This is a genomic window from Streptomyces sp. NBC_01298 (assembly GCF_035978755.1).
Lineage (GTDB): Bacteria > Actinomycetota > Actinomycetes > Streptomycetales > Streptomycetaceae > Streptomyces.
The window spans coordinates 2036997-2050740 of the sequence record NZ_CP108414.1; the positions used below are offsets into that span (position 1 = coordinate 2036997).

The following is a 13744-nucleotide window of genomic DNA, read 5'->3' on the forward strand; positions in this document are numbered from 1 at the left end:
CAGAGCCCCGGCAACGGCGCCGCACCCGACCACAGCCCCCGCCATCGGGCGCCGGCCCCGGCCCCGCACCGACCCACGACCCAGCGTCACCGCAGGTGACCCACCCCCCTAAGATGAGTCCCAGGCGGCCAATAGGCCCGCCATCGCCGAGGACGGCGACATGGGAGGAAGCCCGGTGCGAATCCGGCGCGGTCCCGCCACTGTGAATCCGCGCGGCCCCGGCCGCACCGGATGAGTCAGGAACTCCCGCCGTCCTCACTGCCCGGGGCGCGGAAACCCCGAGGAAGGCCTGCCGCCGCATGATCCTGCTGCTGTCGACGTCCGACACCGATCTGCTCAGCGCCCGCGCGGCGAACGCGGGGGGCGCTCCCGTCCCGTACCGCTTCGCCAACCCCTCCCGCCTTCCCCTCGACGACCTCCCCGGTCTCCTCGACGGCGTCACCCTGGTCGTCGTACGCCTCCTGGGCGGCCTGCGCGCCTGGCAGGAAGGCCTCGACCTGCTCCTGGCCCCCGGCCAGACCCGCCCGGTGGTCGTGCTGACCGGCGAACAGGCCCCCGACGCCCAGCTGATGGAAGCCTCGACCGTCCCGATCGGCATCGCCGCCGAGGCGCACGGCTACCTCGCCCACGGCGGCCCGGCCAACCTGGACCAGCTGGCGCGCTTCCTCTCCGACACCGTGCTGCTGACCGGCCACGGCTTCGAGCCCCCGGCGGCCTCCCCCACGTGGGGCCCGCTGGAGCGCACCCCGCAGCGCACCGAAGGGCCCCGGATCGCGGTGCTCTACTACCGCGCGCACCAGATGAGCGGCAACACCGCCTTCGTGCACACCCTCTCCGAGGCGATCGAGGCCCACGGCGCCCAGGCGCTCCCGCTCTACGTCTCCTCCCTCCGCTCCCCGGAGCCGGAACTGATCGCGCAGCTGGCGTCCGCCGACGCGATCGTCACCACGGTCCTGGCCGCCGGCGGCACCAAGCCCGCCACCGCCTCCGCCGGCGGTGACGACGAGTCCTGGGACGCCGGCGCCCTGGCCGCCCTCGGCGTGCCGATCCTGCAGGCCCTGTGCCTGACCGGCTCCCGGTCCGCCTGGGAGGCCAACGACGAGGGCCTGTCCCCCCTCGACGCCGCCACCCAGGTCGCCGTCCCGGAGTTCGACGGCCGCCTGATCACCGTCCCCTTCTCCTTCAAGGAGCTGGACGAGGACGGGCTGCCCGCCTACGTCGCCGACCCCGAGCGGGCCGCCCGCGTGGCCGGCATCGCCGTGCGCCACGCCCGCCTGCGCCACATCGAGCGCCGCGACAAGAAGATCGCCCTGGTCCTGTCCGCGTACCCCACCAAGCACTCCCGCATCGGCAACGCGGTCGGCCTGGACACCCCGGCCAGCGCCGTGGAACTGCTGCGCACCCTCATCGCGGGCGGCTACGACTTCGGCCCCGTCGAGGACGTCCCGGGCCTGGTCTCCGGCGACGGCGACGAGCTGATCCGCGCCCTGATCGAGGCCGGCGGCCACGACCAGGACTGGCTCACCGAGGAGCAGCTCGCCCGCAACCCGGTCCGCATCCCGGCGGCCGACTACAAGCGCTGGTTCGCCGAACTCCCGGCCGATCTGCGCGAAAGCGTCGAGCGGCACTGGGGAGAGGCCCCGGGCAACATGTTCGTGGACCGCTCCGCGAACCCCGAGGGCGACATCGTGCTCGCCGCCCTGCGCCGCGCCAACCTCCTCATCCTCATCCAGCCGCCGCGCGGCTTCGGCGAGAACCCGATCGCGATCTACCACGATCCCGACCTGCCGCCCTCGCACCACTACCTGGCCGCGTACCGCTGGATCCAGGCCCGCGCCGAGGACGGCGGTTTCGGCGCCGACGCGATGATCCACCTGGGCAAGCACGGCAACCTGGAGTGGCTGCCGGGCAAGAACGCCGGCCTGTCGGCGTCCTGCGCCCCCGACGCCGCGCTCGGCGACCTGCCCCTGATCTACCCGTTCCTGGTCAACGACCCGGGCGAGGGCACCCAGGCCAAGCGCCGGGTGCACGCCACCCTGGTCGACCACCTGGTGCCGCCGATGGCGCGCGCGGAGTCGTACGGCGACATCGCGCGCCTGGAGCAGCACCTCGACGAGTACGCCCAGATCTCCGCGATGGACCCGGCGAAGCTGCCGGCCATCCGCGCCCAGATCTGGACCCTGATCCAGGCCGCGAAGCTGGACCACGACCTGGGACTGGAGCAGCGTCCCGACGACGACGGCTTCGACGACTTCCTGCTGCACGTCGACGGCTGGCTGTGCGAGATCAAGGACGCCCAGATCCGCGACGGTCTGCACGTCCTGGGCGGCGCCCCGACGGGCGACGCCCGCGTCAACCTGGTCCTCGCCATCCTGCGCGCCCGCCAGATCTGGGGCGGTACGACGGCCCTGCCCGGTCTGCGCGAGGCGCTCGGCCTCGACGAGTCCGCGGCCACCCGCACCACCGCCGACGAGGCGGAGGAGACGGCCCGCGCGCTGGTCCAGGCGATGGAGGACGCGAACTGGGCCCCGGAGGCGGTGGCTTCGGTCGCCGCCGGGTACTCGGCGGACGTGGCGGCCGTACTGGACTTCGCGGCCCGCGAGGTCGTCCCGCGCCTGGCCGGCACCACCGCCGAGATCGCCCACGTGGTCAGCGCCCTGGACGGCGGCTTCGTCCCGGCGGGCCCCTCCGGCTCCCCGCTGCGCGGTCTGGTCAACGTGCTGCCGACCGGCCGCAACTTCTACTCGGTGGACCCGAAGGCCGTCCCCTCCCGCCTCGCCTGGGAGACCGGCCAGGCCCTGGCCGATTCCCTCCTGACCCGCTACCGCACGGACAACGGCGAATGGCCCGCCTCCGTCGGCCTGTCCCTGTGGGGCACCAGCGCGATGCGCACCTCGGGCGACGACGTGGCCGAGGCCATGGCGCTGCTCGGTGTCCGCCCGGTCTGGGACGAGGCCTCCCGCCGCGTCACCGGCCTGGAGCCGATCCCGCTCGCGGAGCTGGGCCGTCCGCGCATCGACGTGACCCTGCGCATCTCGGGCTTCTTCCGGGACGCGTTCCCGCACGTCATCGGCCTGCTGGACGACGCGGTACGGCTGGCGGCCTCGCTGGAGGAGCCCGCGGAGGACAACTTCGTACGGGCCCACGCGCAGGCCGACCTGGCGGTGCACGGGGACGAGCGGCGGGCCACCACCCGCATCTTCGGCTCGCGCCCGGGCACGTACGGCGCGGGCATCCTGCAGCTGATCGACTCCCGCGACTGGCGCACCGACGCCGACCTCGCGGAGGTCTACACGGTGTGGGGCGGGTACGCGTACGGCCGGGGCCTGGAAGGGCGCGCGGCGCGCGAGGAGATGGAGACCGCCTACAAGCGGATCACGGTCGCGGCGAAGAACACCGACACCCGTGAGCACGACATCGCCGACTCCGACGACTACTTCCAGTACCACGGCGGCATGGTGGCCACCGTCCGCGCCCTGCGCGGCACGGCCCCCGAGGCGTACATCGGGGACTCCACCCGGCCCGAGACGGTCAAGACGCGCACGCTGGTCGAGGAGACCTCCCGCGTCTTCCGTGCCCGCGTGGTGAACCCGAAGTGGATCGAGGCGATGCGCCGCCACGGGTACAAGGGAGCCTTCGAGCTGGCCGCCACGGTCGACTACCTCTTCGGCTACGACGCCACGACCGGCGTGGTGGCCGACTGGATGTACGACAAGCTGACCGAGACGTACGTCCTGGACCCGGAGAACCGCGCCTTCCTGGAGGAGGCCAACCCCTGGGCCCTGCACGGGATCGCGGAGCGGCTGCTGGAGGCCGAGTCCCGCGGCATGTGGGAGAAGCCGGACCCGCAGGTCCTGGAGGCGCTGCGCCAGGTGTACCTGGACACGGAGGGCAACCTCGAAGGCGAAAGCGACTAACCGGACACCGGCTGGATCAGACTGAGCCGCATGTGCCATTACTGCGGCTGCCGCGAGATCCCCCTGATCAAGGAGTTCATCGCCGAGCACGAGGCGGTGACGAACGCGGCGGGCGACGCCCTGCGCGCCCTCGACGCGGGGGACCTCGGCCGGGCCCGCGCCCTCGTCACGGAGATGACGGCCGTCCTGCTCGCCCACTGGAAGGGCGAGGAGGACGGCCTGTTCACCGTGATGGAGCAGGACCCGGAGTACGCCCCGTACATCGCGGCGCTGGTCGGGGAGCACCGCGAACTGGCGGCGTTCCTCGCCGGCGCCGACCTGGCGCGCGGCCCACCCCGACGGGGAACTGAGGCCCGCCGGGTAGTTGATGCGTCGGTGCGCCGGTGCGCCGACCCTCCTACTTGCTGGTCTGGTTCAGCGCCACCAGCGCCTGGGCCCAGCGCGCGTACTTCAGCTGGCCGAAGTCGGCGACCGTCTTCACGCCGAAGGCTTCGAGCAGCAGCTCGCCGTCCTTGTCGGTGACGCCCTTGAGCGCGGCCACCGGCGCCGCGAGCACCTCCGCGAGCGGCTTGTCGGCCCACGCCTTGTCCAGCACCTTGTCGAGGTCGATCGCCATGAGTCTCTCTCCCGGAACTCGAAAGTATGAACTGATGGGACAAACCTAGAACAATCGGACAAGCATGTCGGGGTGCGACACCAGCTACGCCTCCGGCGCGCCGGGCGCCCTTCCGGCCAAGGGGCGGGCACCCACCCTCACCCTTACCGATTCCACGTATAATCCGCCCCGTTCACCCTGCGCTTCGCGTCGGATATCGGAATCGAAAAGGCTGTGACCAAGAAATGAATTCACTGCGGGCCCTTCTCGACGGCGGGATTCCGCTGGTGGCCGTCAGCTTCGACGACAGCGAGACCGAGCCGCGCGCACACGCCGCCAAGAGCGCGGGCGTCGACGTGGCCGAACTGCGCGTCGACCGGTACGCGGTGACCGACACGGCCCATGTCCTCGCGCAGGTGGACGCGTTCAAGACGCTGCCCGTACTGGCCACCATCCGGTCCGCCCGCGAAGGCGGCGACTGGAAGGGCACCGAGGCCGAGCGGCTCGAACTGTTCCGCGCGCTCGCCCCTCAGGTCCAGGCCGTGGACATCGAGCTCTCCTCCGGAGAAATCCTGTCCGAGGTGATCGAGGCCGCCCACCGGCACGACACGGTGGCGCTCGTCTCCTATCACAATTTCGAATTCACCCCGGCCACCGAGGAACTCCAGACCGTCATCGACGACGCGAAGAGCGCCGGCGCCGATGTGGTCAAGGTGTCCACCATGGTGCGGTCCCAGGACGACGTACGGCGGCTGGCCTCGCTGCTGCTGCGCGCCGGGGCCGAGGACACCCGGCTGATCGTCATCGCCATGGGCGAGACCGGAGCCGTCTCCCGCGTCTTCTTCCCCGCCCTGGGGTCCCGGATCACGTACTCCTTCTTCGGCGCCAGCTCCGCCCCGGGCCAGCTCGACTTCCCCGAGACCTTCGGCCTGCTGCGCAAGTTCTACCCGGCCTTCGACGAGCGGAAGTCCGCCGGCGCCTGAGCCCCCTCGCCGGGGAGGGTCACCGCCTCCCCGGCCGCCTCCCCGACCCCTCCCCGGCCGCCCCCCTACCGGTCACCGGCCCCATCCGTCGCGGAACGACGCACACGTCACCTGATGAAGTGAACTCCCCCTTATCCCACCGGCAACACGGGTAGTGCCCTGCTGATCTCGTGAGGAACCAACGAGACAGTCAGATGAAAGGCCCACCCTGCCGTGACGCAGCCGTTTCAACTGCCGGATTTCTATGTGCCTTATCCGGCGCGACTGAACCCCCACCTGGAGGACGCCAGGGTCCACACCAAGAAGTGGGCCCGCGACTTCGGGATGCTGGAAGGTTCCGGCGTCTGGGAGGAGAGCGACCTCGACTCGCACGACTACGCCCTGCTCTGCTCGTACACCCACCCCGACTGCGGCAGCGAGGCGCTGTCCCTGGTCACCGACTGGTACGTGTGGGTGTTCTTCTTCGACGACCACTTCCTGGAGATGTTCAAGCGCTCCCAGGACCGTGCGGGCGCCAAGGCCTACCTCGACCGGCTCGGCGCCTTCATGCCGATGGACCTGGCGGACGGGTTCCCCGAGGCGACCAACCCCGTCGAGGCCGGACTCGCCGACCTGTGGGCCCGTACCGTCCCGGCCATGTCGATGGACTGGCGGGAACGGTTCTCCCTGTCCACCAAGAACCTGCTCGACGAGTCGATGTGGGAACTCGCCAACATCAACATCGGGCGGGTCTCCAACCCCCTCGAATACATCGAGATGCGCCGCAAGGTCGGCGGGGCGCCCTGGTCGGCCGGGCTCATCGAGTACGTGTCCGCGGAGGTTCCGGCCCGTGTCGCGCACTCCCGCCCCCTCGGCGTGCTGCGCGATTCCTTCTCCGACGCCGTGCACATCCGGAACGACATCTTCTCCTACCAGCGCGAGGTCTCCGAGGAGGGGGAACTCTCCAACGCGATCCTGGTGCTGGAGACCTTCCTCGACTGCACCACCCAGGAGGCCGCCGAGGCCTCCAACGACCTCCTCACCTCCCGGCTCCAGCAGTTCGAGCAGACCGCCCTCGCCGAACTCCCCCAGCTCTTCGCCGACCACGCCATGAACCCGGCGGAGATCGCCGCCGTCCTCGCCTACGCCAAGGGGCTCCAGGACTGGCAGTCCGGCGGCCACGAATGGCACATGGTCTCCAGCCGCTACATGAACAAGGAGGCCCGGGCCACCGCCCCGCTCACCCTCCCGTTCATGCCCACCGGCCTCGGCACCACCGCCCTCGACCTCCGCTCCATCCTCGCCCCCCGCGCCCTGGAACTGCGCCGGCGCTCCTTCACCCACGTCCCCTTCGAGCCGACCGGCCCGTCCGTCGTCCCGGACGTCTACATGCCGTTCCCGCTCACCCTCAGCCCCCACCACGCCCGCGCCCGCGAGGAATCCGTCGCCTGGGCCCGGCGGATGGGCCTGATCGATCCGCAGCCCGGCGACCCCGGCTCGGCGATCTGGAACGAGGAGAAGCTGCGCGGCTACGACTTCGCGCTCTGCTCCGCGGGCATCGACCCCGACGCCGCCCCCGAGGCGCTGACCCTCAACGCCTGCTGGCTGACCTGGGGCACCTACGGCGACGACTACTACCCGGTGGTCTTCGCCCAGTCCAAGAACCTCTCCGCCGCCAAGGCCACCACCGCACGCCTCGTCGCCATGATCCCGGTGGACCACGCCGAGCAGCCGGTGGCACTGACCGCGATGGAGCGGTCCCTCGGCGACCTGTGGGTGCGCACCAGCAAGGACATGTCCCCCGAGGTCCGGGCCGAATTCCGGGCCACCCTCGTGAGCATGCTGCACAGCTGGCTGTGGGAGATGGAGAACCAGATCCAGAACCGCATCCCGGACCCGGTGGACTACGCGGAGATGCGCCGGCACACCTTCGGCTCGCACCTGACGATGTACCTGTGCCGACTGGGCCAGGCGGGCCGGGGCATCCCCGACGACATCTACGCCTCGGGCACCATCCGTTCCCTGGAGAACGCGGCGGCCGACTCCGCGTGCCTGATGAACGACATCTTCTCGTACCAGAAGGAGGTGGAGGTCGAGGGCGAGGTGCACAACTACGTGCTCGTCACCCGCAACTTCTTCGACATCGGCTACGAGGAGGCGCTGCACATCTGCCACTCGCTGATGACCCAGCGCACCGAGGAGTTCGAGCACATCGTCGCGAACCAGCTGCCCCTGCTCTACGACGACTGGAAGCTGGACGCCGGGGCCCGGGCCGGACTCGACGCGTACGTCGGCGAGTTGAAGGACTGGCTGGCCGGGATCCTGAACTGGCACGAGAAGACGGTCCGTTACCGCGAGGAGCACCTGCACCGCCTGGGTGACGGGATCTCCACCGGGGTCCTGAGTTCCGACTTCGGCATGTCGGCGGCCCGGATCTCCCTGCCCACCCCCTGAGCCGGGTCCGCGGCGGGGGCCGTCCTCCCCGCCGCGGACCCTTCAGAACTCGTCCGCCGTGTGCGGGAGCAGCGCGGTGCGCAGCCCGGCGTCCAGGGCCGCCGCCGCGCCGGCGGTGTGCTCCACCAGCAGGCCGGCCGCGGCCAGTTCGACGGCCCGGGTCCCGCCGAGGTAGCAGGCCGCGAGCTCCCGTACGTCCAGGGTCAGGTCCGGGGTGCGGCCCGCGGCGGCGGGCTCGTACGCCGCGCCCTGCGGCCCGGCCTTCAGCAGGAACCGCCCGGCGTTCGCGGGCAGCCGTACGTCGGTCAGTTCCAGTACGAGTTCCACGGGCGCGGCCCACGACCGGCCGGTCAGGGCGGCCGCCACGTCGACCAGCCGGAGCCAGAGCGCCGGGAACACGGCGGTGACCCGGACCTGGTCCCGGTCGGCGGCGAAGTGCAGCAGCGGGTCGTCGGCCGGCCGGCCCCACGCGGTGACCCGGCCGGTGAGGTCGAGGGAGGCCACGCACTCCCACAGGGCCGCGGCGGCCCCCGGGGTGTCGGCCTCCAGCTCGTCGACCCGGACCAGGCCCGGGACCCGTACGCCCCCGGTGCTCTCCTCGGGCTTCGTGCGGTAGAGGACGTAGCCCGCGATCGGTTGGCCCGGCTCCCCCAGGACGATGATCCGGGGCGGGCTGAGCTCCTCGTCCTCCTCGTCCTGCTCGATGAGCCACTCCTCGGTCCAGCGCCGCTCGCTGCGGGTGGGCCGCCCGGCCCGGACCGCGCGGGCCGCCTCGTGGTACGGGCCCACGACGGCGACCGCCTCCTCGGGGGCGACCAGCCGCAGCGGCCTGCGGTCCGCCTCGATGCGCAGGGCCAGCGGCCGGGTGGAGTCGATCTCGATGGTGGCGCCCTGGGTGGCGCTGCCGTAGCCGAAGCGCCCGTAGATGGCCGCCTCGGAGGCCCACAGGGCGGCGACGGGACTGCCGGCCGCCCCCGCGCGGCGCAGCAGGTCGCCCATCAGCGCGGTCAGTACACCGCGGCGGCGGTGGGTGGGGGCGACGCAGACGAAGGTGAGCCCGGGACAGGGCAGGTCCGCCCCGGGCACCGAGAGCCGGAAGTCGTGCGCGGCCATGAACCCGACCAGCGCGTCGCCGTCGTAGGCCCCGATCCGCAGGCAGGGGCGGAGCAGCTCGTGGTGCCGCTCGCGCCCCTCCTTCTCCGGGCGGTCGTGGAAGACCAGGTACGCGAGCTCCAGAGCACGGTCGATGTCGGACTCGGGCACCTCGCGGATCTCCACCATGATCCGGAGACTAATCGGTCATGGTGGACCAGTCACTTCATAACGGCTGATTCTCGATGCGGGCCGGTTCTCGCCCCGCCCGGTGGCGGTTCAGCGCGCGGCGGGTCCCGTCCAGTCCGCCGGGACGTGCCCGAGCCGGACCCGCTGCGGGTGGTCGCCGACGGGTACGGAGACGCGTTTGGCGCCGGTGGCGAAGTCGATGGCGGTGACCTGGTCCGCGCCGCTCTCGGAGATCACGCAGCCGGTGCCGTCTCCGTCGACGGTGGCCCAGTAGGGCTTGGCGGCGGGGACGAGGGGCCCCTGCTCCAGGGTGGCCCGGTCCACGACGGTCGCGTAGTCGTCCATGGTCCCCGCGACGCACAGCTTGGATCCGTCCGGGCTCATGGACATGCCGTGGTGCCGGGAGTCGTTGACCCAGGTGGTGCGGTCGGTGCTGGTGGCGGGGTTCACCGGGAGGGTCTTGATCCGGGTGATCCGGTCGGCGGCCACGTCGTACTCGACGAAGCCGTTGAAGAAGGACACCTGGAAGTACATCTTCGACTCGTCCGGGGTGAAGGACATGGGCCGCACCGCGTCGGACAGGTCGGAGCGCCCGAAGGCGTCGAGGCGGGCCCGCATGTCGATCACCCGGACCGGGCGGAGGGTCTGCGCGTCGGCGACCGTGATCCTGCGGTCACCCTTCGTCCAGTCCAGCCAGGGCGCGTCGAGGGCGGAGGTCACGTCGCCGATGGAGCTGTTCCACAGGAAGCGGCCGTCCCGGGTGAAGGTGTTCTCGTGCGGCTTGTCGCCGGTGGTGAAGGAGCCGGCCTGCCGGCCGGTCGCGATGTCGAGGACGTGCACGGTGTTGGCGGTGGAGGCCGAGACCGCCACGCGGGTGCCGTCCGGGGAGACCGCCATGTGGTCGGCCCGGTAACCGGCGACGGGAAAGCGCCAGTTGACCTGGCCGGTGCGGACGTCGATGGAGACGACGTCGGCGAAGCTGGGGCGGGAGGCGACGACGGCGGAGCCGTCCGGGGTGGTGTACATATCGTCCACGAACTGGTCGTGGCCCTCGCCCGCGGTGGCCCGGACGCCCAGGAAGTAGGCGAGCTTCACCGGGTTGAGGTAGATCTCCCTGAGCCGCTCCTCCTTGTCCGGAACCATGTCGATCCGGCCCACCTTGGCCAGGTCCCCGGTGGAGGCGAGGACGTCTGCGGTGCCCTCCCAGTTGTTGCCCACGAACAGGACCTCGCGCGGGCCCGCACCGGCGGCCCCGGAGCCCGCCTCGGACCCGGAGCCCGCCGCGAATCCGGCCCCCGCCGCGGGCGCGGGACCCACCGCGAGGGCGGCCAGCGCCAGCGCGGCCACGGCCGCCAGGGCGGGCAGGCCGCGGCCGGCCCCACGCTCACGACGGTTACTCGATCGACTGGCAGACATCCGGTCAACTCCGTTATGGGGAGACGCTGTTACCGGCCGGTAAGATAGGCGGAACGACGAAAGGGCGCAACCCCCACGGGGTTGCGCCCTTTGCACACCGCGCTAAAGCCCGTCAGCTCTTCAAGCGACGGAACCGATCCTGCTGATCACCGTGTTCGCGACGTCCGGGTGGATCGGGATGTGCGCGCCGGTCAGGGCCGCGCCGGTGCCGCCGCGCCGGTTGGCGACGATCTCGGCGGCGATGGACAGCGCGGTCTCCTCCGGCGAGCGGGCCCCGAGGTCCAGGCCGATCGGGGAGCGCAGCCGGGCCAGCTCGAGCTCCGTCACGCCGACCTCGCGGAGCCGCTTGTTGCGGTCCTCGTGAGTGCGGCGGGAGCCCATGGCGCCGACGTAGGCGACGGGAAGTTTGAGGGCCAGTTCGAGAAGGGGGACATCGAACTTGGCATCGTGCGTGAGGACGCACAGGACCGTCCGGCCGTCGATCGCACCGGCGGAGGACTGCTCCTCCAGGTAGCGGTGCGGCCAGTCGACCACGATCTCGTCCGCCTCGGGGAAACGCTTCCTCGTGGCGAAGACGGGCCGGGCGTCGCACAGGGTGACGTGATAGCCCAGGAACTTGCCGATCCGCACGAGCGCGGAGGCGAAGTCGATGGCCCCGAAGACGACCATCCGGGGCGGCGGGACGCTGGACTCGACCAGCACCTTGAGCGGCTCTCCGCAGAGGCGGCCGTCGGCGCCGATCTCCAGCACGCCGGTCTTGCCGGCCTCGAGCATGGCCCGGGCCTCGTCGGCGATGGCCCGGTCCAGCTCGGGGTGAGCGCCGAACCCGCCCTCGTAGGAGCCTTCGCCCCTGACGAGTACGGCGCGGCCCATGAGCTCGGCCGGGCCTTCGGCGATCCGCGCGACCGCCGCCGCCTCCCCGCGGGCGGCGGCGGCCAGCGAGGCCGCGAACACCTCCCGGGAGGGAGAGCCCACGGGGACCGGGGTCACCAGGATGTCGATGATTCCGCCGCAGGTCAGACCCACGGCGAAGGCATCGTCATCGCTGTACCCGAAGCGCTCCTGGACGGTCTCGCCGTCCTCCAGCGCCTGCTGGCACAGCTCGTACACCGCACCCTCCACACATCCGCCGGAGACCGAACCGATGGCCGTGCCGTCACTGTCTACGGCGAGGGCCGCTCCGGGCTGCCGGGGTGCGCTCCCGCCGACCGCCACGACCGTGGCGACGGCGAAGTCACGTCCCTGCTCGACCCACCGGTTCAGTTCTTCGGCGATGTCCAGCATGGGGGCCTCCTCGGAGAGGTTCAGATTCCAGTATCGGATACGTGGAGGGTGCGGGGTTTGCTACGGATTCAGACCCGGCCGGCTCAGCCGACGCCGAGCCAGCTCTCGATCGGGTGGAGCGCGAAGAAGACCAGGAAGATTCCGGTCAGCGCCCACATGAAGCCGCCGATCTCACGGGCCTTGCCCTGAGCGACCTTGATGGCGACGTAGGAGATGACACCCGCGGCGACACCGGCGGTGATCGAGTAGGTGAAGGGCATGACCACGACGGTCAGGAAGACCGGGATCGCGGTCGAGGAGTCGGCCCAGTCCACGTGGCGGGCGTTCTGCATCATCATCGCGCCGATGACGACCAGGGCCGCGGAGGCGACCTCACCCGGGACGATCTGCGTGATCGGGGTGAAGAAGAGGCAGGCGGCGAAGAACAGGCCGGTGACGACGGAGGCGAGGCCCGTGCGGGCACCCTCGCCGACGCCGGTCGCGGACTCGACGAACACGGTCTGGCCGGAGCCACCCGCGATGCCACCGATGGCGCCACCGGCACCGTCGATGAACAGCGCCTTGGACAGGCCCGGCATGCGGCCCTGCTCGTCGGCGAGCTTGGCTTCGGTACCGACGCCGATGATGGTGGCCATCGCGTCGAAGAAGCCGGCGAGCACCAGGGTGAAGACGATCATGCCGACCGTCATGTAGCCGACGTCGCCCCAGCCGCCGAAGGAGACGTCACCGAAGAGCGAGAAGTCCGGCGCCGAGATCGCGGAGCCGGTGAGCTCCGGCGGGCCGTTCTTCCAGGCCTTGGGGTCGATGTCCACGATGGCGTTGAGGATCGCGGCGAGGACCGTGCCACCGACGATGCCGATCAGGATCGCGCCGGGCACCTTGCGGGCCTGGAGCATGAAGATGGCGATCAGGGTGACGGCGAAGAGCAGGACGGGCCAGCCGGAGAGCTCACCGGTCGCACCGAGCTGGACGGGGGGCATGAACTCCCCGCCGTTGCCGACGAAGCCCGCCTTCACGAAGCCGATCAGGGCCACGAAGAGGCCGATGCCCATGGTGATGGCGTGCTTGAGCGCGAGGGGTATCGCGTTCATGATCATCTCGCGGAGGCCGGTGACGACCAGGAGACAGATCACGACGCCGTAGACCACGCACATGCCCATGGCCTGCGGCCAGGTCATCTGGGGGGCCACCTGCGAGGCCAGCACGCCGGACACGGAGAGGCCGGCGGCGAGCGCGAGCGGGACCTTGCCGACGAAGCCCATGAGGAGCGTCGTGACGGCCGCGGCGAACGCCGTGGCGGTGATGATCGCCGAGGCGGCCATCGTGTGGCCGTCGACGTCCTTGCCGGAAAGCAGCAGGGGGTTCAGCAGGAGGATGTAAGCCATGGCCATGAAGGTCGTGATACCGCCACGAACTTCGTTTCCGACCTTGGATCCGCGCTTGCTGATGTGAAAGTACCGGTCGAGCCAAGACTGTCCAGCGGGGGTCGAAGAGCCGTCTCCGGCTTCCTCCGCACTGGTCTTGGGCTCCACAGAGGACTGGGTCATGGTGCCTAACTCCCAAGGTTCAAAGGGGCACCCGCATAAAGATTGGAGACACGGGATTTGGGAAAACGCGTTTGGCTGCACGACCCGGGGTGACGGCCCGAGGCGACGCACATGGTGCACTGCGTGTACTGCGGGTACTGCGAGGGTTCTGCGGTACGGCTGGTACTCCTGGTGTCACCTGGGGTAGGCGGTGACCCGGGGGGGTACTACGGGGGGGTACTTCCGGGGAAAACTTGACCGCGAGCGGTGCGGTGCTGATGACTCCGGACTTCTGTGCTCCGGGCGGTG

8 protein-coding genes, 1 pseudogene and 1 riboswitch are annotated in these 13744 nt (G+C 71.0%); of the genes and pseudogenes, 4 read left to right on the forward strand and 5 right to left on the reverse strand.

Translation table 11 applies throughout. The features are described 5' to 3' along the window. The first annotated feature begins 143 nt into the window (after window positions 1-143). A riboswitch (cobalamin riboswitch) is annotated at window positions 144-246 on the forward strand. A 53-nt stretch (window positions 247-299) separates the two neighbouring features. Together cobN and OG730_RS09225 are read left to right on the forward strand one after the other, a co-directional pair. Then, complete coding sequence (cobN, locus tag OG730_RS09220; RefSeq protein ID WP_327303777.1) at window positions 300-3917, forward strand: cobaltochelatase subunit CobN; 3618 nt, start codon at window positions 300-302, stop codon at window positions 3915-3917. 30 nt (window positions 3918-3947) lie between these two features. Beyond that, window positions 3948-4193 (forward strand): annotated as a pseudogene (locus OG730_RS09225) (hemerythrin domain-containing protein); the annotation flags it as partial. Window positions 4194-4314: 121 nt separating this feature from the next. Here the strand turns inward: OG730_RS09225 and OG730_RS09230 are convergent. Continuing rightward, window positions 4315-4533 (reverse strand): hypothetical protein, encoded by a 219-nt coding sequence (locus tag OG730_RS09230; RefSeq protein WP_327303778.1) that lies wholly within the window; start codon window positions 4531-4533, stop codon window positions 4315-4317. Between the two features lie 224 nt (window positions 4534-4757). Here OG730_RS09230 and aroD point away from each other — a divergent pair, with 224 nt between their 5' ends. Both aroD and OG730_RS09240 read left to right on the forward strand, forming a co-directional pair. Beyond that, window positions 4758-5495: a type I 3-dehydroquinate dehydratase gene (gene aroD, locus OG730_RS09235; RefSeq protein ID WP_327303779.1), complete on the forward strand. Its 738-nt coding sequence runs from the start codon at window positions 4758-4760 to the stop codon at window positions 5493-5495. 213 nt (window positions 5496-5708) lie between these two features. Further along, the gene (locus OG730_RS09240; RefSeq protein ID WP_327303780.1) at window positions 5709-7928 is read left to right on the forward strand and encodes a terpene synthase family protein; all 2220 of its coding nucleotides are present in this window, start codon (window positions 5709-5711) and stop codon (window positions 7926-7928) included. 42 nt (window positions 7929-7970) lie between these two features. Here OG730_RS09240 and OG730_RS09245 read toward each other — a convergent pair whose 3' ends face one another. The 4 genes from OG730_RS09245 to OG730_RS09260 all read right to left on the reverse strand — a co-directional run bounded on the left by OG730_RS09245 (window position 7971) and on the right by OG730_RS09260 (window position 13456). Continuing rightward, window positions 7971-9209 carry a GNAT family N-acetyltransferase gene (locus OG730_RS09245; RefSeq protein ID WP_327303781.1) on the reverse strand — a complete coding sequence of 413 codons (1239 nt, stop codon included), beginning with the start codon at window positions 9207-9209 and terminating at the stop codon, window positions 7971-7973. A 90-nt stretch (window positions 9210-9299) separates the two neighbouring features. Then, on the reverse strand, window positions 9300-10625 hold the full coding sequence (locus OG730_RS09250; protein WP_327303782.1) for a YncE family protein: 1326 nt from the start codon (window positions 10623-10625) through the stop codon (window positions 9300-9302). Between the two features lie 120 nt (window positions 10626-10745). After that, window positions 10746-11909, reverse strand: coding sequence for an XdhC family protein (locus OG730_RS09255; protein WP_327303783.1), 1164 nt, complete (start codon window positions 11907-11909; stop codon window positions 10746-10748). Window positions 11910-11992: 83 nt separating this feature from the next. Then, a complete protein-coding gene (locus OG730_RS09260) occupies window positions 11993-13456 on the reverse strand; it encodes an NCS2 family permease (protein WP_327303784.1) in 1464 nt (487 codons plus the stop codon). Window positions 13457-13744: the final 288 nt, after the last annotated feature.

Excerpts from the sequence above, each read along its gene's own strand:
- OG730_RS09260 (WP_327303784.1), bottom strand. The coding sequence starts at position 13,456 with ATGACCCAGTCCTCTGTGGAGCCCAAGACCAGTGCGGAGGAAGCCGGA.
- cobN (WP_327303777.1), top strand. The coding sequence starts at position 300 with ATGATCCTGCTGCTGTCGACGTCCGACACCGATCTGCTCAGCGCCCGC.
- OG730_RS09230 (WP_327303778.1), bottom strand. The coding sequence starts at position 4,533 with ATGGCGATCGACCTCGACAAGGTGCTGGACAAGGCGTGGGCCGACAAG.
- aroD (WP_327303779.1), top strand. The coding sequence starts at position 4,758 with ATGAATTCACTGCGGGCCCTTCTCGACGGCGGGATTCCGCTGGTGGCC.
- OG730_RS09255 (WP_327303783.1), bottom strand. The coding sequence starts at position 11,909 with ATGCTGGACATCGCCGAAGAACTGAACCGGTGGGTCGAGCAGGGACGT.
- OG730_RS09245 (WP_327303781.1), bottom strand. The coding sequence starts at position 9,209 with ATGGTGGAGATCCGCGAGGTGCCCGAGTCCGACATCGACCGTGCTCTG.
- OG730_RS09250 (WP_327303782.1), bottom strand. The coding sequence starts at position 10,625 with ATGTCTGCCAGTCGATCGAGTAACCGTCGTGAGCGTGGGGCCGGCCGC.